An 18,859-nucleotide genomic window follows, 5' to 3' on the forward strand; every position below is an offset into this window, starting at 1 on the left:
CGGTCAGCGCGTCCCGAAGCCGGGATCGATCTCCTCGGGCGTGCGGGCGAGCAGATGGGCCACCTGCTCCACGACGACGTCGTGCACCAGGACCGCGAGGTCGTCGGCGTCCAGGCTGCGGGTCTCGACCGGCCGCCGGTAGACGACGATCCGCGCCGGCTGCCCCGCCTCCGCCGGGAAGAGGCGACCGAGCGTGACCCCACCGGGCTCCCACGGGGCCGGGTCGGACGGTGGCACGTCCTCCACGGCGAGCTCCGTGCCGCCCACCGCCGGCCAGGTGCGCTCGACCCGTGCGAGGGCGTCCAGCACCAGGTCGTCGAACCGCTCGGAGCGCGTCCGGTGACCGGGCGATCCGGGAGGCAGCAGCGGGCCGCGGATCCCTCGTCCCCGCCGGTCGCGCCGGCGGCGGACGGTCGGCACGACCGACGCCTCCGCCCCGTGCCCTGCGGCGCCGTCGTGGTCGCCGGCCGGAGGGGTCAGGTCGAAGCTGCTCACCGTCCGAGGGTATCCACGACCGGCGCGCCTGGAGCGGGCGAGGCACGCCGGCACGTATTCTCCCCGCGTGAGATCGACCAGGCAGTGCTCGCGCACGGCATGCACGGAAGCTGCTGTGGCGACCCTCACCTACGTCTACGCGGACTCCACCGCGGTGCTCGGGCCGCTCGCCCAGCACGCGGAGCCGCACAGCTACGACCTGTGCTCGGTGCACGCCGAACGGCTGACCGCACCGCGCGGCTGGGAGGTCGTGCGTCTGCAGCCGGAGTTCGCCGTCCCGCCCCCCTCGAAGGACGACCTCTCCGCGCTGGCCGAGGCCGTGCGTGAGGCCGGACGCGGTGCCCGGCCCGGCACGCCGTCGGGCGGCGAGCCGGACAGCGTCACCGAGACCGCTCGGCGGGGTCACCTGCGCGTCCTGCGCGCCGAGTCCGACTGACGCGACCGGCCGTTCGGCCCGAACCTCGCTGTTCACCCCGCGGTCGCCTTCCGGCCACGGGCACCGGCTACCGTCCGCCGGGCGCGGCCGACCTTCTCGGCCCCCGGCGAGGAGGAGCACGTGGTGGTGACGGCATCGGCGCAGGGCCGCGCGGACGTCGTGGCGCGACGTCCGCGGCACATCGCCGAGCTGCACGGGCTCCGTGGCCTCGCCCTGTCGCTCGTCGTCGTCTTCCACCTCTTCGGCGACGGACGGGTCTCCGGCGGGGTCGACGTCTTCCTCATGGTGTCCGGCTTCCTCGTGACGGTCGCCCTGCTGCGGCGCGCGGACGAGGGGCGGCTCTCGCTCGCCGAGCGCTACGGAAGCTTCGCCATCCGGCTCGTCCCGCCCGCGCTGGTCGTCCTGGCCTTCGTGGCGGTCGCGGCGCACACCGTCCTCCCGCCGCAGCAGGCGCTGCAGACCGGCCGGGAGATCGTGGCCTCGGCGCTCTATCTCGAGAACTGGGAGCTCATCTCCTCGCAGCTCACGTACGACGCCGCGGGTCCGCAGACGAGCCCGGTCCAGCACTTCTGGTCGCTCGCCGTGCAGGGGCAGTTCTTCCTGCTGTGGCCGATCGTCGTCCTGGTGCTGGCGGCAGTGGCCCGCCGACGAGCGCTGCGGCTCGACCGGCTGGTCCTGGCCTCGGCAGGCGTCGCCACGGGGGTCTCGTTCCTCTGGGCCGTCCGGCTGGTCGACGTCGACCAGCAGGTGGCCTACTTCCACTCCGGCGCGAGGTTCTGGGAGCTCGGAGCGGGAGCGCTGCTCGCCGTCCTTCTCCCGTCCCTGGCGCTCCCCGGGCGGGTGCGCGACGTCCTGGCCTGGTCCGGGCTCGGACTCGTCGTCGCCTCGGGGCTGGTCGTGGACGGTGCGACCCACTACCCGGGCCCGTGGGCGCTCGTCCCCGTCGGGGGCGCGATCCTCGTGATCGTCGGCTCCGGCAGCACGACACGGAGCGGCCCGCGCCTGCTGCTCGAGACCGCTCCGCTGCGCTTCGTCGCCCGGATCTCCTACTCGTTGTACCTGTGGCACTGGCCGCTGCTGATCACCTACCTGGCGGTGCGGGAGCGGGAGGCTGTCGGCTGGCGGGGGGCCGCGGTCATCCTCGGCGTCTCCGTCCTGCTGGCCTGGGCGACGCACGCCCTGGTCGAGCAGCGTGGTCGCGCCCTGCTGGTCAGGCGCGGTACCGGGCGAGGTGGCGCGGCCGCCCTGGCCGCCACCGCCGCCTTCTGTCTCGTGGTCGGCGGTGTCGTGGTGGCGGAAGGCGTCCAGGAGCGCGGAGACCTCAGCCGCCTCGCGCGCCCCTCGGCCGACCACCCCGGGGCCGCGGTGCTGGGGGACGGGTACGCCGGTCCCCGCACGTGGACGGCCGCTCCGCGACCCGAGCCCGCGCTCGCCAGCAAGGACGCGGCGCCGAGCAACCTGGACGGTTGCGCGGTCGACTCCGGGCCGGGGCATGCCGAGGTCCGGGTGTGCACGGTCCACGAGCCGGCGGTGCCCGCCGAGGCCACGGCGACCGTCGTGCTGCTCGGTGCCTCGCACGTGGTCCAGTACGAGCCCGCCTTCGCCGCGCTCGGGGCCGTGCACGACTGGGAGGTGCTCACGGTCTCGAAGTCCGGGTGCCACTTCATGGACACCGACGAGAGCACCGAGGCGAGCTGCCGGGACTGGAACCAGGGTGCTCGCGAGCGGGTCGCCGCGCTGGACCCCGACCTCGTCGTGGTCCTGGGAGCGGTCTCGCGTCGTGACGGCCCGGACCGGGTCATCCCGTCGCACGTCGCCGGGTGGAGGGACCTCGACGCCGCCGGGCTCCGGGTGCTCACGGTGCGGGACAACCCTCGCTTCGAGCGTTCGCCGACGGTGTGCCTGCGCGAGGACGGGATCGACGCGCCCTGCGGGAAGTCCCGCCGCGAGGCGCTCGCTCCGCGGGACCCCGCGGAGCACGCCCCGGACGTCCCCGGCTCGGTCGCGCACGTCGACCTCACGCGGTGGATCTGCGACGGGGACGCGTGCCCGGCGGTGGTCGGCAATGTCCTCGTCTACCGCGACGAGGGACACCTGTCCGCGACGTACGTCCGTTCGCTGGCGCCGTTGCTCGACGAGCGGCTGCGCGCCGAGACCTCCTGGCTCTACGCCGACGACGCGCAGGCGGCCGCACCGTAGGCTGGTCCGCGTGCCCGACCTGTCGAACATCATCAAGGCCTACGACGTGCGCGGCGTCGTCCCGGACGAGCTCTCGCCGGCGGTGGCGCGGGCGGTCGGGGAGGCGTTCGCCGCGGCGGTGGTGGTGCCCGAGGGCGGTGCGCGGGTGGTGGTCGGCCAGGACATGCGTGACTCGGGGCCCGCGCTCGTGGAGGCGTTCGCCGAGGGGGTGACCTCGCAGGGCGTCGACGTGGTGCGGATCGGGTCGTGCTCGACCGACGGGCTCTACTTCGCCTCGGGTTCGCTGGATGCTCCGGGGGCGATGTTCACGGCCTCGCACAACCCGGCGCGGTACAACGGGATCAAGCTGTGCCGTGCGGGGGCGCGACCGGTGGGGCAGGAGACCGGTCTGGCGCAGGTACGTGAGCTGGCCGAGGGGCTGCTCGACGGTGCGGGGCAGGCGACGCGGGCACCGCAGACCGGGCAGGCCGGACAGGTCGGCGACGTCGACGTCCTCGGCGAGTACGCGGCGTTCCTGCGAGGCCTGGTGGACATCTCGGGGGTGCGGCCGCTGAAGGTGGTGGTCGATGCGGGCAACGGGATGGCGGGTCTGACCGTCCCGGCGGTCCTGGGCACCGCGGCCGGCCTGCCCGGGCTGCCGCTGGAGGTCGTGCCGTTGTACTTCGAGCTGGACGGCACGTTCCCGAACCACGAGGCGAACCCGCTCGAGCCGGCGAACCTGGTCGACCTGCAGGCCGCGGTGGTGGCCCACGAGGCGGACATCGGGCTCGCGTTCGACGGCGACGCCGACCGGTGCTTCGTGGTCGACGAGCGCGGCGGCGCGGTCTCGCCGTCAGCGGTCACGGCGCTGGTCGGCATGCGCGAGATCGACCGGGAGCGGGCTGCGGGGCGCACCGCGACGATCATCCACAACCTCATCACCTCCCGGGCCGTGCCGGACCTCCTGGGTGCCGCCGAGGCGCGACTGGTGCGCACCCGGGTGGGGCACTCGTTCATCAAGCAGTCCATGGCCGAGCAGGACGCGGTGTTCGGCGGCGAGCACTCGGCGCACTACTACTTTCGTGACTTCTGGTTCGCCGACACCGGGATGCTCGCCGCGCTGCACGTCCTGGCCGCGCTGGGCGGCCAGTCCCACCCGCTGTCGGCGCTGGCCGAGATGTACACGCCCTACTCGGCCTCGGGGGAGATCAACTCCACGGTGACCGACGCGGCCGGGGTGGTCGAACGGGTCCGTGAGGCCTACACCCGCGCCTACCCCGAGGCGGTCGTGGACACCCTCGACGGCATGACCGTGACCCACTGGGACGGGCTGCACCCGCAGTGGTGGTTCAACCTGCGGGCCTCGAACACCGAACCCCTGCTGCGCCTCAACGTCGAGGCGGCCGACGAGGACATCATGATCAAGGTGCGCGACGACGTCCTGTCGCTCGTGCGGGAGGAGAACGTATGACCGACGACACGCCCTGGATCGACCCGTGGGTCCGGTCGGTGCTCCGCTGCCCGGTGACCGGGTCCGACCTCGTCGACGCGACGGGGCCCGGCGGGGCACCGGAGCTGCACTCGACGGACACCGACCGGCCGCTGGCCTACCCGGTACGGGACGGCATCCCCGTCCTGCTGGAGGTGGAGGCGCGGCCGTTGTGAAGCCGCAAAGAATGAACGCGCGATGAATTCATCGACGCCTCGGAGTGAACTTCTCCTTCTCGGGTTCATCTCGTCAGAATTCGACTTCCTTATCGCTACGATGCCTCGGTCAGCACGTGGCCCGAGGAGAGTTGAGATCGATGAGCCGGACGGTGTCGGCGGTGAAGCGGAGACTCCGTGCAGCCGCGATGGAACGACTGCGCGGGGGACCACGGACCCGGCGTCAGAACGTGGAGTTCGCCGCCCTCGTCGCCGAGCTCGGCGGGCTCGCCTCCGTGCTCTCGGCGAGTGCCGCCTGGCGTGACGTCCAGCTCACCCGGGCCGTCGTCGAGCTGCAGGCGGCCCACGCGGCCGACCAGCGGGACGAGGTGCGCAACGTCGATCTCGCGCTCGGTCGCTCAGCCTGGCACGCGAGCCCCTCGCGGACGTGGGAGGCCCTGCTGCTGGTCGCCCGGCGTGCGCGCCGCAGCGATGCGGCTCTGACGGCGCGGATCGCGGCGCTGCTCCTGGCTGCGCGACCGGACGACGCGGAGGCGAGCGAGGTCTCGCAGGAGGCGTTGCAGGCCGTCCGGTCCGCGACGGAGGAGCCGTGGCGCAAGCGCGCCGCCCGCCGGTCCGCCACCGACGTGGTCGCCTCGAAGCTCTCGACGCTGTCCGGAACCGGCGCGGTCGACGCCGGCTGGTTCGGCGTCGAGGAGTCGTTGCGCGCAGGGGACGACCTCGCGCTCGCGACCGCGCCCGAGCTTCGGCGCGCCTACCTGGGTGAACCGGGTGCCGATCGCGCCTACATCCCTTCCCTGCACGCCGGCATCGCTCGCGGGCTCGTGGGAGGTCTTCCGCTGGGTCGGTCGCAAGAGATCCTCGACACCACGGCGGAACAGTTCTCGGGAAAGGCGCGGCCCGAGATCGTCGATATCGACACGGTGAACATCTCCGGACTTCGTGACGAGCTCGCCGGCAAGTCGATCTGCCTCGTCGCGAACTCTGCCGAGCTGCTCGACCTGGAGCTGGGTCAGGAGATCGACGCCCACGACGTCGTGGTCCGGTTCAACTCGTTCGCGACGGACCCGGTCCGCACCGGTGTGAAGACCGACGTGCACGCCACCATCCACCTGCACGACTTCAACTGGGACGTCCCCGTCGACATCCGGATCGTGTTCGGCGGCGCTCCGGCGCCCTGGGCGGAGAACGTGCGCCGGTACGTGCGCCCGGAGGCGCAGAGGCTGCTCGGGGACGAGTCCTTGCGCTGGCCTCGTCGCAGCCTGCTGAGCCCCGCCCTGCGCGAACGGTGCACGGTGCCCACCACGGGGTTCAACACGCTCCTCCTGCTCGACTACCTCGACGTGAGCACCCGCATCGACCTGTTCGGCTTCAACTTCCACTCCGGGGCCCCCTACCGGCGTGACGACGCCATGCACCTGCCCATCGCGGAGGCCCACTCGTACGAGGTCGAGCGCGAGTGGGTCGCCGAACGAACCGTCGAGACCGCCCCGGGAAGGATCTCCCTGCGATGACCACCACCACGGGACGACGTGCCTACGTGTCCTTCGTCGACGACACCTACTTCGTCGGTTTCGTCGCGCTGCTCAAGAGCCTGCACCTGAGCGAGCCGGGAACCACCGCGGAGCTGGTCGTGCTCCACGACGGGCTGGACCCCGCCCACGTGGCGCGGCTCCGTGTGCTGCGGCCGGACGTGCGGTTCGTCCGCGTCGACCCGGCACCGTACGAGAGGTACCGCAAGGGCGACGACGCGAACTACCTGTACACCAAGGCGTACTACATACTCGACGCCTTCCGGCTGCGTGACTACGACCGGGTCGTGACGCTCGATACCGACATGATCGTCGCCGGGCCCGTCGAGGAGCTCTTCGACCATCCGGCGACGTTCGCCGCGGTGCCGCAGCTCTTCGACTCGGACGGCGGTCGCAAGCTCAACAGCGGTCTGCTGGTCTTCGGCCGCGAGCACATGAGCGACGAGTTCGTCGCGCGGCTGGACGAGATCGGCGAGTCCGGGGCGTACGAGCTCGAACGGCACGACCAGGGCGTCCTCACCGCGGCGCTGGACGGGGACTACACCCGACTGGACCGGGTCTTCAACTGGGTCAAGCGTGCGACCCGGCCGGGAGACGAGGCCCCTGCCGACGCGCGGATCATCCACTACACGGGACGGTTCAAGCCGTGGACCGGTGGCGAGCAGGGCTATGCGGCCCTCGAGCAGACCTGGCACCGCTTCGCGGTCTCGGACGCCGCCTTCCTCTGCCGGTTCGTCGAGGCCGCTCGCGCGCACGTCGACGCGGGCGGTGCCGTCGACGACGCCTTCCTCGCTCACTGCACGGAGCTGGTCCGCGACCTGCCGGCGGAGCTCTTCGAGCGGCTCCGGCGGGAGGACCTCACCACGAAGGCGCTGCTGCGGACCGCGGCCGAGCTGTCGGCGCAGGGCGACTTCGCCGCCGCTGTCGCGGTGCGCCGGCTCGTGGCCGTGCAGACCGGTCGGGTCGACCAGCCGCTGCGGTACGCCACCGCGCTCCGGGCCGTGGGGCGGTACGACGACGCCATGGCCGTCGCCGGCCTCGGCGCCGTCGACGGGGACGCGGTCGACGGCCGCTACTTCCAGGCGGAGACCGCCTGGGTCCGAGGGGACGTGAAGGCGGCCAGCGCTCACGTCGGTGCCACGCTGGCCCGCCAGCCGGTGCACGCGAAGGCTCGCTCGTTGCAGCGGCGCCTGGCGTGGCCGAGCCCCGACGCGCGCGTCGAGTCGACGCTGGTGGACGGGGGGCTGCGGTTGTCCCACGCGGCCTTCTACGTCGACGAGCTCGGCAACTTCGGCGACGAGCTCCTGCCCGTCGCCGTCCGGGAGAGCGTCGCCGCTCTGCGCCCGGTCGGGTCGTGGACCGGTGTCCACGTGCACCAGGTCTTCGACGAGGCGGCGGTCGAACGCGTCAACGCGACGGACGCCCTGCTCGTCGGTGGCGGGGGACTGTTCCTGCCGGACACCATGCCCAACGGCAACAGCGGCTGGCAGTGGAACGTGCCGGACGAGAGCCTGCGCCGGCTGGAGGTGCCCCTGGCGCTGACCGCGGTGGGCTACAACCTCTTCGACGGCCAGGAGATCCACGGCGACCGTTTCGCCGAGTCGCTGCGGCTCACCGTCGACACCGCGGCGCTGGTCGGCCTGCGCAACCACGGGTCCATCGACCGGGTGCGGTCCGTCCTTCCTGCGGCGCTCGCCGAGAAGGTCGTCTACATGCCGTGCCCGACGACGTTCCTGGGCCTGCTCGACCACGGCCCCGGGGCTCGGGTCCGTCGCGCCGTGGACGAGGGGGCGGCACCGGTCGTCTACGTCAACATCGCCTACGACCGTTCGTCGCTGCGCTTCAAGGACGACTACCCGGCATTCCTCGCCGCGATCGACTCCTTCGTCCGCTCCGTGGGCGGCACCGCCGACGTCCGGGTCGCCGCGCACACCGTGGGGGACGAGCGCGTCGCGCACGACCTCTACGCGCACCACGGCACGCGGATCCCCGTCGACGCCTTCTTCCGCAAGGGCGTCGACGACGCCCTGCAGGCGTACGCCGACGCCGCCGTCGTGGTCGGGATGCGCGGCCATGCGGGCATGATCCCGTTCGGCGTCGGGACACCGATCGTCTCCCTGGTGTCGCACCCCAAGCTGCGGTACTTCCTCGAGGACGTCGAGCACCCGGAGTGGGGGCTGTCCATCCACGAGCCGGACCTCGCCGAGCGGCTCACCGAGCTGGTCCGTGACGTGCTCGGTGACCAGGAGCGCTACCGCGGCCAGGTCGCCGAGGCCCGGGCCGTGCTGCGCGGCCGCTACGACGAGGCCCTCGGCAAGCTGCTCGCCCTGGTCTGACCCGGTCAGCTCAGCAGATCGGTGACGCCGCGTGCCACGGCGGTCCCGTTGGCCCGTGCACTGCGACGCACGTGGCTGCGGACGCCGTGACGGCCGCGGACCTCGCTCACGCTGCGTGCGAGGTCCGCGGCCTGCTCGGGCCCACCGGTGAAGAACGGCTGTTCCGCGCCCCGCCAACCGCTGTCCACGACGTCCAGCAGCGAGCGGGTCTTGTGGGAGTTCGACGCCATGAGCAGGAACGGGGTGCCGCCGAGCGAGGCGAGGATGCTCGGGTGGTACCGGCCCGAGATCATCGCCGCGGCGTTCCACAGCAGGAGTGACGCCGCCGTGAGCGGGACCCGCGGGTCGACCACGTGGACGTCCAGGCCGGCGAGCGACTCGGCCAGGGCGCGGTCCGGCGTGTCCGACCCGGCGAAGACCAGCCGGGTCCCGTCGTGGGCGAGGTGCTCGCCGAGTGCTGCGACGGTGCTCCGGAACGTCTGCGGGTCGACGCCCGCGAGGGAGGTCCCGGACAGCACGACGTAGGGGTCGTCCCCGGAGACGAGCCGCTGGACCGGCAACGGCAGTCCTTCGGACCGCGGCGAGAATCCCACCCGGTCAGCGACGGACGTCGCGGCGTGCGGCGCCCACGCGAAGAGCGCGTCGGGCAACCACGAGGCGGGGACGTCCGGGTAGAGCTCCCGGTGGAGCGTCAGGCTGGCAGGGTCCCGGTAGCAGACGGCGTCGCACTGGGCCAGGGTGCGGCCCACCTCCTCGTGGGAGAGCGCATCAGCGCCGGACCGGCCGGTGGCGTACGACAGGATGCTGTTCACCAGGTACACGGGCTTGCCCAGCAGCTTGGCGGCACGCATCATCGCCATGGTCCGCACCAGCGTGAGCCGCTCGGTGAGGATGAAGTCGCCCTCGCCGTTCACCACCAGCTCGTCGGCCGCGGTGATCGCGGCGCGGACGTCCGCCAGCTTCTCCGTCGTCGGGTGCGGGGCCGCGATCTGGACGGCGAGGTCGTCGACCATCTCGAACACGCTGTGACCGTCCGACCGGACGTCGATGTCGCCGAGCTGTCCGAGGATGTGGGGGGCGCCGATCGTCGAGACGATGGTGCGGTCCGCGTGCACCTCGAGGATCTCCGCCAGCGCGAGGCTCGTCGACCGGCCTCCCCAGTTCAGCCGGGTCTGCGCCTCGTGCATGCGCAGCACGCAGGTGCGACGTCGTTCCACCGGAGCTCCTCCTCGTCGGCCGTGCCCAGCGCGGGGCTGTCGCCCCACGCTAGGCCGCCGGGAGGACCCTGTCAGCCAGGTCGTCGGTGAACGTCGGGTGAACGCTGCTACCCCCGGATCTTGGTGACCCACGAGGCAGGCATGCTCCCGCGGGTCGTGGCCCGGCCCACCCAGGAGCGCATCTGGTCGGCCTTGCCGCTGATGCTCGCCGTGCGCCCGTTGGGCTGCGTGGCGGTCAGCGTGCGCACCTGGCCGCTGGACCACTGGCGGGTGACCTTGATCGACTCGACGTTCTTGAGGCCGAAGAGGTCGCGGGCCTCCTGCTGCGTGATGGTCCGCGTCCAGGACCGCATGGAGTTGCCCGGCGCGCGCAGGCTGTACGGGTCGGAGACGCTGCGCTCGTAGGACAGCGCGGACGACCAGACGTCCTCGGAGTTGGCGGTGCGACCGCCGCTGGAGGAGAAGTAGTGGGCGGTGACGGGTCGTCCGCCGACCTGCAGCACCCGCGCCCTCGTGGCGTGCTTGGTGGTGGCGTCGACCGCCTTGGTCCACACGGCTCCGTAGCGACCGCCGGTGCCCTCGTCCTCCTTCTTCCAGCCGGTGAAGTGCTGGTCGCGCACGTCGTCGACCACGTGGCAGCGGCACTTCGGCTTGCCGTCGTGCTTGGCCACCGCGTACGAGCGGGCGGTCATGGCCTGGGCGCGCAGCGCGCGGGCACCGCCGTTCAGACCCCACGACGAGGGCATCTCCGCGATGCCGTAGAGGTATTCGGTGTTGAGGAGCACGTCGTTGGTGATGTTCGGCGTCGCCTCCTTGTTCACCACGGTCAGGCGGCCGTGCCGGTAGGCGCCGTGCGCGCCGTCGACGGTGGCGACGGCCTCCTTGCCGTTCGGGCGCCAGAACGTGGTGCCGGACCACTGGATGCGCATCTTGTCGCCCTTGTAGACCTTGCCGTCGACCTTGACGCGCACCGCGCCCTTCGTGCCGATCCGGACCTTCATGGTCGTGGTGCCCGATCCCTGGGCCACGGTGCCCTTGCCGGGCTTGCGGACGCGCCAGTCGCCGCCGGTGATCGTGACCCACGTGTTGCGTCCCGAGTCGCCGTAGCTCGCGTAGCCGTACGGGTCGGGCCCGTGGACCTGCACGCGGATGCGCTTCGGCGTCGAGGTGTACGGCGCTCGCGCCCCGGTGTAGTAGTGCTTGAGGATCTTCACGCCCGACTTCCCCTGGCGGGCGAGCTCGTACGCGCCGTACTGGCTCATGCCGACGCCGTGCCCGTAGCCTGACCCGGTCACGGTGAACCTGTCGGGCACGTCGGCGGCGGCTGCCGGGGCGCTCGCGACGACCCCTCCGGCTGCGGCGACGAAGAGTGCGGTGACGACGGCGACGGTGCGCCGGTACCAGTGGTGCTGGTTCATGTGGATACCCCCCTCGCTCACTGTGCCTCAGGCATCCGTCCTCAGCATCTCGAGGCGGTCGGAGCGCCTGCCGCACGCATCCAGGCGCGTGGACTAGGGTGTTCGGCGATCTTCAGCCACACTGGTCAGGAGCACCATGACGACGAACGGTCCGAGCCCCGAGCCCCTCCTGCTTCCCGAGGGGGCGCGGCTGCTGCACATCGGTCTGATGAAGACCGGCACGACCAGCCTGCAGTACGCCGCCTCGGCGCTGCGCGACGGGCTGCTCGAGCGAGGGGTGCTGTACCCGGGGACCGGTCTCAACCACCGGACGGCGCTGACCGCCGTCATGGGACGCGGCTGGGGGTGGGACTCGGAGCCCAACCCGCAGGCCTGGCAGCGGCTGCGGAAGCAGATCGACGCCGAGACGTCCCGGCGCGTCTGGGTGGGGCACGAGCTCGTGTCCGAGGCGAGCGAGTCCGACGCCGAGGCGTACCGTGCCGGCCTGGGCGAGAACACCCACGTGGTGGTGACGCTGCGCAACTACGCGGCGATGCTGCCCTCGGCGTGGCAGCAGACGATGAAGGGCGGCCGGCACCGGACGTTCGAGAGCTGGCTGCGCGGCCACCTGTCGGCGAAGCCCAACCTGCAGCGCACGCGCCTGGAGCAGGAGCGCCTCGACCAGGGGGCCGTCGTCCGGCGCTGGGCGCGGGTGTTCGGTCCGGAGAACGTCACCGTCGTCGTCGTCGACAAGTCCACGCCGAACCTGCTGTTCGAGGCGTTCGAGGACATGCTGGGGCTCGAGCGGGGCTTCCTCTCCACGGCCGAGCAGGACGGCTTCGCCTCGAACCGGGGGATGAGCGCCGAGGAGGCCGAGCTGCTGCGGGCGATCAACGCCGAGCTCCGCGACGAGCTCTCCTGGCCGGACTACCGCCGGTGGGTGCGCACCGGGGCTGCCGCCACGATGCTCGCGCGCCGGGCACCGGGGCAGCACGACACCCGGCTGGTCCTGCCGACGTGGGCGGCCGAGAAGGCCGCCGCGCGGTCCGCGCGGTTCGTCGACGAGATCAGCAAGTCCGGGGTCAGGGTGGTCGGGGACCTCGCGCTGCTCGACCAGCCGGTCCCGCACACCGACGACCCGCTCACGGAGCCGACCAGCGTGCCGGTCGCCGCCGCCGCCCAGGCGGTCATCGGCGCGATCCGCCAGGCGCGGGTCGAGCGCGAGCGTGCGGAGTACTACCGCGAGCGCCTGGGCGTCGGGGCGGAGTCGGGCCGCACGTACGGCCCTCGGGTGGCCAAGGCCTCGGGCCGGGAGCTGGCCGTCGCGCTCGCGAAGCGTGTCCGCCAGCGGCTCACGGGCGGTCACCGTCCGGCCGCCGGCGACGACGTCGAGAACTTGGGTGACGTCGAGACGTACGAGGCCGACGCGCTCCGGCGCGAGGAGGACAGCCAGTAGGCTCGCCGTCGTGCATCTCGCCCACCGTCTGATCCTCTCCGACCGGCCCGAGCGGCGCCCCCTGTGCGTCGAGGACGGACCCGGGGTCCTCGACGGCGGCGTGCTGCGTGTCCCGTCGGGCGCCACGCAGGGCATGGGCACGTACCTGAACGGGTTCCCCGGGGCGTACTGGGCGCGGTGGGCCGGCGCCACGCGCGCGCGGGTCCGCCTGGCGGCCACGGGCGCCGGGACGCTGCGCCTGCTGCGGTCCGACGCCGAGGGGCGGGTCACCGAGGTCGCGTCCGGCCCCGTCGCGGAGCCGCTGGAGGCGCCGCTGAGCGTCGACGGCGGGTGGTGGTGGTGCGAGGTCGTGGCCGACGGCGCTGCACCGGGCGGACCCGACGTGCCGGACGGCGTCGTCGTCACCGGGGGCGAGTGGTCCGTGGACGCGCCCGCGCGCCGGGCCGGGGAGGTCGTGGTGTCGATCACCACGATGGACAAGCCCGAGTACTGCGTGGCCACGCTCGTGACCCTCGCCGCCGCCCCGGAGCTGGCTGCCGAGGACGTTCGCGTGCAGGTCGTGGACCAGGGCAGCCGCACGGTCGCGGCGCACCCGGGGTTCGCGGAGGTCGCGGCCGCGCTCGGGGACCGGCTCCGGGTCGTGGAGCAGCCGAACCTCGGCGGCTCCGGCGGGTTCTCGCGCGGGATGCTGGAGACCCTCGACGACGGCGCCGACGCGGTGCTGATCTGCGACGACGACGTCGAGGTGGAGCCCGAGGCGCTGCTGCGCGCCGTCCGGCTGCACCGGGCCGCGACCTCGCCGGTCGTGGTCGGCGGGCACATGCTCGACCTGGCGCGGCCGACGGTGCTGAACTCCTTCAGCGAGGTCGTCCACCGGCGCACCTTCAACTGGGGCCCGCCGGTCATGGACCGTCAGTGGCACGACCTCGCGGGTGGTCTGCGGGCGACCCCGTGGCTGCACCGGCGCGCCGACTCGGACTTCAACGGCTGGTGGATGTGCCTCGTCCCCGCCGTCGTCCTGCGCGAGGTGGGTCTGAGCCTGCCGCTCTTCCTCAAGTGGGACGACGCGGAGTTCTGCCTGCGAGCGGGCGAGGCCGGGTTCCCCACGGTCTCGTTGCCGGGCGCCTGCCTGTGGCACATGGCCTGGACGGAGAAGGACGACAGCGTCGAGTGGCAGGCGTACCTGCACGTGCGCAACCGGGTGATCACGGCCCTGCTGCACGCGGACGGGCCTGGGTTGCTGCCGGCCGCCCTGCTCGCCACCGACCTCAAGCTGCTGCTGGCGATGCGCTACTACCCGGTGGACCTGCACGTGCGCGCGCTGCGCGAGGTGCTCGACGGACCGGGACGGCTGCACCCGGAGCTCGCCACCGTCGTCGGACGGGTGCGGGGCGTCGGTGCCGAGCATCCCGAGACCGTCCGCCACCGCCCGGGCGACCCGGCCTTCGACGCCACCGTGGGCACGACGACGCAGCACGGGCCCGCGGGTCCCGCCCCCACGGCGAGGCACGAGCCGGGCTCCCGCCCGACGGGAGTGCTCGGGCTCGCCGGCTTCGTGCTGCGCGGGGCGGCACGCACCCTGCGACCGGTCCCTCCCGCGGCGCGGGAGGCGCCGACCACCGTCCTGGCGCGGTCCGCCGCGACGTGGTGGCAGGTGCCCGCCCACGACTCGGTGCTCGTGCTGGACTCCGAGGCCACCTCGGGGGTGTGGTTGCGGCGCGACCGCCGCACGTTCTGGCGCCTGGCGGGTGCCGCCGTCGTCGGGCACGCCCGCCTGGCCGTGCGCTGGCGGTCCCTCGCCCGGACGTGGCGCGCCGCGGCGCCCGACCTGGCCGCCGTCGAGACCTGGCGCGCGGACTTCGCACCTGGTCACGCCGACTAGGATGTTCCGGATGCCCGCCCCTGTCGTTGTCGCCGTCGTCGTGTCGTACAACCGAGCCGAGCTGCTCGGTGCTGCGCTCGACGCCCTGGGTGACCAGAGCCGCCCCGTGGACCGCGTCGTCGTCGTCGACAACGCCTCGACCGACGACGCGCTCGCCGTCGCGCGCGCACACCCCAGCGCCCCCCACGTCGTCCCGCTGGCCCGCAACACCGGGGGCGCGGGCGGGTTCGCCGTGGGGATCGCGACCGCCGTCGCCGAGCTCGGCGCCGACCTCGTGTGGGTCATGGACGACGACACCATCCCGACGCCCACCGCGCTGTCCGCCCTCCTGGCGGCGCGGGACTCCTACGACGGCGAGGTCGCCGCGCTGTGCAGCCGGGTCGTGTGGACGGACGGCACCGACCACCCGATGAACACGCCGCGCCGTCGGCCGGGAGCCTCCGCCGACGAGGTCGAACGGGCGCGGGCCGCCGGCGCGATGCCGGTGCGCTCGATGTCCTTCGTGTCGATGATGATCGACGCCGCGGCGGTGCGCCGCTCGGGGCTGCCGGTCACCGACTACTTCATCTGGAACGACGACTTCGAGTACGCCACCCGCCTGCTGCGCCACCGCGTCGGGCTGTCCGTGCCGGGTAGCGTCGTCGAGCACCGCACCAAGAAGCTCGGCGCCACCGACGCCGACCCCGGGCCGCGCTTCTACTACGAGGTGCGCAACAAGATCTGGATGTTCTCCCGGTCGGGGGCGTTGTCGTTCCGCGAGCGCGCGCTCTACGGCGGGTCCACGGTGCGGCGGTGGCTGCGCACCGTCCTGCGGTCGAGCGACCGTCGCACCCTCCTCGGCGCGGGGTGGCGGGGGTGCTGGCACGGGATCACCCGCGGACCCCGCCCCGACACGGAGGTGCTGTCCGGCGTCGGGCCCGCCGCGCTGACGGTCGCGCGCCTCGAGGCCGGCGCCTCCCTCCCGGCGCCGGTGCACGTGAACCGCACCGCGGCGTCGAGCGGGAGCTTCGGCACCGGCGAACCCGTGGACGACCAGCGGTTCTCCGTGCTGCTGCCCGTCTACCGCGGCGACGACGCCGAGCACCTCGAGCGAGGCTTCCGCTCGGCGACGGTCGACCAGACGCTGCGCCCCGACGAGGTCGTCGTCGTGCGTGACGGGCCGGTCGGCGACGAGATCGCGGCCGTCCTGTCCCGGCTCGAGGAGATCACCGACGTACCGGTCACCCTGGTGGCGCTGCCGCACAACCTGGGCCTCGCGCGGGCGCTCGAGGAGGGCCTCGCCGTCTGCCGCCACGAGATCGTGGCGCGCGCCGACGCGGACGACATCTCCCTGCCCGAACGGTTCGCCGTCCAGGTGCCGCTCGTGGCCAAGGGTTACGACATCGTCGGGTCGGCGATCTGGGAGTTCGAGGAGGACGAGGACGACCGCGGCATGGTGCGCGTGCCGCCGACCGGCGAGGGCATCGCCGAGGCCGCCCGGTTCCGCGACCCGTTCAACCACCCGTCCGTCGTCTACCGGAAGTCCGCCGTCGCGGCCGTCGGGGGCTACCAGCACCTCGACCTGATGGAGGACTACCTGCTGTTCGCCCGGATGCTGGCCGCCGGTGCCCACGCCCAGAACATCACCGACCCGCTCGTGCTGTACCGCGTCGGCGCCGGGGCGTACGCGCGCCGGGGCGGACGGCGGCTGCTCGCCTCCGAGCTGGCGCTGCAGCGCACCCTGCACGACGAAGGTTTCGTCTCGACGCCGCAGATGGTGCGCAACGTCGTCGTGCGCGCCGGCTACCGGCTCGTGCCGCAGCGCGTGCGCCAGGCCGGCTACCGCCGCTACACCCGCCGACGGGGCGGTTACGTCCCCGACGACATCTAGTCCTCCAGGAGCTGTGCATGAACGCCGACCTCGTCGTCGTCGGGACCGGGTTCTTCGGTCTCACCGTGGCTGAGCGGATGGCCGCCGCCGGCCGCCGCGTGCTGATGATCGACCGCCGTGACCACCTGGGCGGCAACGCCTACTCGGAGGACGAGCCCACCACCGGCATCGAGGTGCACCGCTACGGGGCGCACCTGTTCCACACCTCGAACGAGCGGGTGTGGGAGTACGCCAACCGGTTCACCGACTTCACGGGCTACCAGCACCGGGTGTACACCACGCACCGCGGCGAGGTGTTCCCGATGCCGATCAACCTGGGCACCATCAACCAGTTCTTCCGGTCGGCGTACGGTCCCGAGGCCGCGCGCGAGCTGGTGCGCGAGCAGGCCGCCGAGCTGGGCGACAAGGAGCCGGAGAACCTCGACGAGCAGGGGGTGCGTCTCATCGGGCGCCCGCTCTACGAGGCGTTCATCCGTGACTACACCGCCAAGCAGTGGCAGACCGACCCGCGCGAGCTGCCGGCGTCGGTCATCTCCCGGCTGCCCGTGCGGTACACGTACGACAACCGCTACTTCTCCGACCGGCACGAGGGGCTGCCCGTCGACGGGTACACCGCCTGGCTGGAGCGGATGGCCGACCACCCGAACATCGAGGTGCGGCTCTCCACCGACTTCTTCGACACCTCGCAGCCGGTGCACCAGGCCGCCGTGGTGGGACAGGTGCCGGTCGTGTACACGGGGCCGGTCGACCGGTACTTCGACGACGTCGAGGGCGAGCTGTCGTGGCGGACGCTGGACTTCGAGACCGAGGTGCTCGACGTGGGCGACTTCCAGGGCACGACGGTGATGAACTACGCCGACGCCGAGGTGCCGTACACCCGGATCCACGAGTTCCGGCACTTCCACCCGGAGCGGGACTACCCGCGCGACAAGACCGTCATCATGCGGGAGTTCTCGCGGTTCGCCGCCCGTCAGGACGAGCCGTACTACCCGGTGAACACCCCGGAGGACCGTGCGCGGCTGCTGCGCTACCGCGAGCTGATGGGCGACGAGCCCCAGGTCTACTTCGGGGGCCGCCTGGGCACGTACCAGTACCTGGACATGCACATGGCGATCGGCTCGGCGCTGTCGATGGTGGACAACCAGCTCACCTGACCCCTCGGTGCCGAACAGGAGCTTGGGCCCGCTTCGGACGTCCGAAGCGGGCCCAAGCTCCTGTTCGGCACCGGCCGGAGGCCGTCCCCAGGTGCGGTCGCCCACAGATCCGCCTGACGGCGCGGCGCGCGACGGCGTCCGGCCGCTGTCCTGTGCCCATGCGGACCTTCGCCCAGCTCCCGACAGGCCTGATGCGGACCGCCGAGGCTCAGGAGGGACTGCTCAGCGCCGGCCAGTGCGACCTGCACGGGGTCGGTTCGTCCCGCCGGTCCCGGCTCGTGCGGGCCGGGAGGTGGCGTGCCGTGACCCGCGGGGTGGTCGACACCATCGCGACGGAGCCGGCCCGTCGGACGGCCCGGGACGTCCCGGTGCGACCGGCCCAGCCGCTGGTGTTGCGCGACGGCGCCGCCGCCCGCTCGCGGTCGCGGGCGGCCCGCGATGCCGCGCAGCGGCCGCGGTCGGACGCGGACCGGCTCTTCGACCACCTTCGACGGCGCGCTGCCTGGACCGGGCTGCTCGCCCATGGTCACGGCTCGATCGCCGTCGGGACCAGTGCCCTGGCGCTGCACGGCGTCGAGGGGCTCCCGTGGCCGATGGTGCCCGAGGTGGCGCTGGACCGCGCCGGTCGCCGTCCGCACCGACCGGGTGTCCGGCTCCGGCAGTTCGACGACGGGATGACGGTGGTCGGGTTCGGGGACTCCCGGACCGCGGGGGCTCGGATCGCGTCGGTCGGCTGGGCGCTTGCGCAAGCGGTGCCCGAGCAGCCTCCCGCGCGAGGCCTGGCACTGCTGGACTCGGCGCTGCAGCTGGGGCTCGTCGACCCGCGGGGCCTCGAGGTGGCGCACGACCAGGCGCGGGGTCGCCGCGGGGTGGCGTCGCGGCACGTCCTGTGGGAGATGGCGGACGGGCGGGCTCAGTCGCCGCTGGAGTCGTTCGGACGCTGGCAGTGCATCGAGGCGGACGTGCCGCCCGACGTGCTGCAGCTCCCGGTGCGCAGCCCTGACGGGGCCCTGCTGGGTGTCGGTGACATGGCGTGGCGGCAGAGGTCGGGCCGGACTCTCGTCGTCGAGATGGACGGTCTCGACTGGCACGAGGCGGGCGCCGGCCGTGGACGGCGCGATCGCGACCGTGACAACGCGTTCGCGGGGGTCCCGGGTATCGACGTGCTCCGGTTCGACGTGCGTCACGTGCGTGACGGGGTGGTCGGCCGCCAGGTCCGCACGTTCCTCCTCGGGTGACGA

The 18,859-nt window shown here is 73.0% G+C and carries 14 protein-coding genes; 11 read left to right on the plus strand and 3 right to left on the minus strand.

Features of this window, described 5'->3' with window-relative positions:
• Positions 1–3: 3 nt before the first annotated feature.
• Positions 4–495 carry a metallopeptidase family protein gene (locus UQW22_RS10595; protein WP_407316886.1) on the minus strand — a complete coding sequence of 164 codons (492 nt, stop codon included), beginning with the start codon at positions 493–495 and terminating at the stop codon, positions 4–6.
• 67 nt (positions 496–562) lie between these two features.
• Here UQW22_RS10595 and UQW22_RS10600 point away from each other — a divergent pair, with 67 nt between their 5' ends.
• The 6 genes from UQW22_RS10600 to UQW22_RS10625 all read left to right on the plus strand — a co-directional run bounded on the left by UQW22_RS10600 (position 563) and on the right by UQW22_RS10625 (position 8,642).
• Positions 563–931 (plus strand): DUF3499 domain-containing protein, encoded by a 369-nt coding sequence (locus tag UQW22_RS10600; protein WP_407316888.1) that lies wholly within the window; start codon positions 563–565, stop codon positions 929–931.
• A 120-nt stretch (positions 932–1,051) separates the two neighbouring features.
• Complete coding sequence (locus UQW22_RS10605) at positions 1,052–3,130, plus strand: acyltransferase family protein (RefSeq protein WP_407316890.1); 2,079 nt, start codon at positions 1,052–1,054, stop codon at positions 3,128–3,130.
• Between the two features lies 1 nt (position 3,131).
• The gene (locus UQW22_RS10610; protein WP_407320779.1) at positions 3,132–4,580 is read left to right on the plus strand and encodes a phosphomannomutase/phosphoglucomutase; all 1,449 of its coding nucleotides are present in this window, start codon (positions 3,132–3,134) and stop codon (positions 4,578–4,580) included.
• Positions 4,577–4,774, plus strand: a complete 198-nt coding sequence (locus UQW22_RS10615) for a Trm112 family protein (RefSeq protein ID WP_407316892.1) — start codon at positions 4,577–4,579, stop codon at positions 4,772–4,774. Before UQW22_RS10610 ends, UQW22_RS10615 begins: the two co-directional genes overlap by 4 nt.
• A gap of 188 nt (positions 4,775–4,962) precedes the next feature.
• The gene (locus tag UQW22_RS10620) at positions 4,963–6,288 is read left to right on the plus strand and encodes a hypothetical protein (RefSeq protein ID WP_407316894.1); all 1,326 of its coding nucleotides are present in this window, start codon (positions 4,963–4,965) and stop codon (positions 6,286–6,288) included.
• Entirely contained in the window at positions 6,285–8,642 is a 2,358-nt protein-coding gene (locus UQW22_RS10625; RefSeq protein WP_407316896.1) for a glycosyltransferase, read from the plus strand. The genes UQW22_RS10620 and UQW22_RS10625 overlap by 4 nt, the downstream gene beginning before the upstream one ends.
• Before the next feature lie 5 nt (positions 8,643–8,647).
• Here the strand turns inward: UQW22_RS10625 and UQW22_RS10630 are convergent, their stop codons facing one another.
• Positions 8,648–9,859, minus strand: a complete 1,212-nt coding sequence (locus tag UQW22_RS10630) for a polysaccharide pyruvyl transferase family protein (protein WP_407316898.1) — start codon at positions 9,857–9,859, stop codon at positions 8,648–8,650.
• 107 nt (positions 9,860–9,966) lie between these two features.
• Entirely contained in the window at positions 9,967–11,277 is a 1,311-nt protein-coding gene (locus UQW22_RS10635) for a SpoIID/LytB domain-containing protein (protein WP_407316900.1), read from the minus strand.
• A gap of 136 nt (positions 11,278–11,413) precedes the next feature.
• Between UQW22_RS10635 and UQW22_RS10640 the strand changes: the two genes are divergently transcribed.
• The 5 genes from UQW22_RS10640 (at position 11,414) to UQW22_RS10660 (ending at position 18,856) form a co-directional block, all read left to right on the plus strand.
• A complete protein-coding gene (locus UQW22_RS10640) occupies positions 11,414–12,712 on the plus strand; it encodes a hypothetical protein (RefSeq protein WP_407316902.1) in 1,299 nt (432 codons plus the stop codon).
• Positions 12,713–12,722: 10 nt separating this feature from the next.
• A complete protein-coding gene (locus UQW22_RS10645; RefSeq protein ID WP_407316904.1) occupies positions 12,723–14,594 on the plus strand; it encodes a glycosyltransferase in 1,872 nt (623 codons plus the stop codon).
• Positions 14,595–14,604: 10 nt separating this feature from the next.
• Positions 14,605–16,464 carry a glycosyltransferase gene (locus UQW22_RS10650; RefSeq protein WP_407316906.1) on the plus strand — a complete coding sequence of 620 codons (1,860 nt, stop codon included), beginning with the start codon at positions 14,605–14,607 and terminating at the stop codon, positions 16,462–16,464.
• A 17-nt stretch (positions 16,465–16,481) separates the two neighbouring features.
• A complete protein-coding gene (glf, locus tag UQW22_RS10655; RefSeq protein WP_407316908.1) occupies positions 16,482–17,618 on the plus strand; it encodes a UDP-galactopyranose mutase in 1,137 nt (378 codons plus the stop codon).
• Between the two features lie 158 nt (positions 17,619–17,776).
• The gene (locus UQW22_RS10660) at positions 17,777–18,856 is read left to right on the plus strand and encodes a hypothetical protein (RefSeq protein WP_407316910.1); all 1,080 of its coding nucleotides are present in this window, start codon (positions 17,777–17,779) and stop codon (positions 18,854–18,856) included.
• Positions 18,857–18,859: the final 3 nt, after the last annotated feature.

Origin of the sequence: Isoptericola halotolerans (assembly GCF_045689585.1) — a bacterium.
Taxonomy (GTDB): domain Bacteria; phylum Actinomycetota; class Actinomycetes; order Actinomycetales; family Cellulomonadaceae; genus Isoptericola; species Isoptericola halotolerans_B.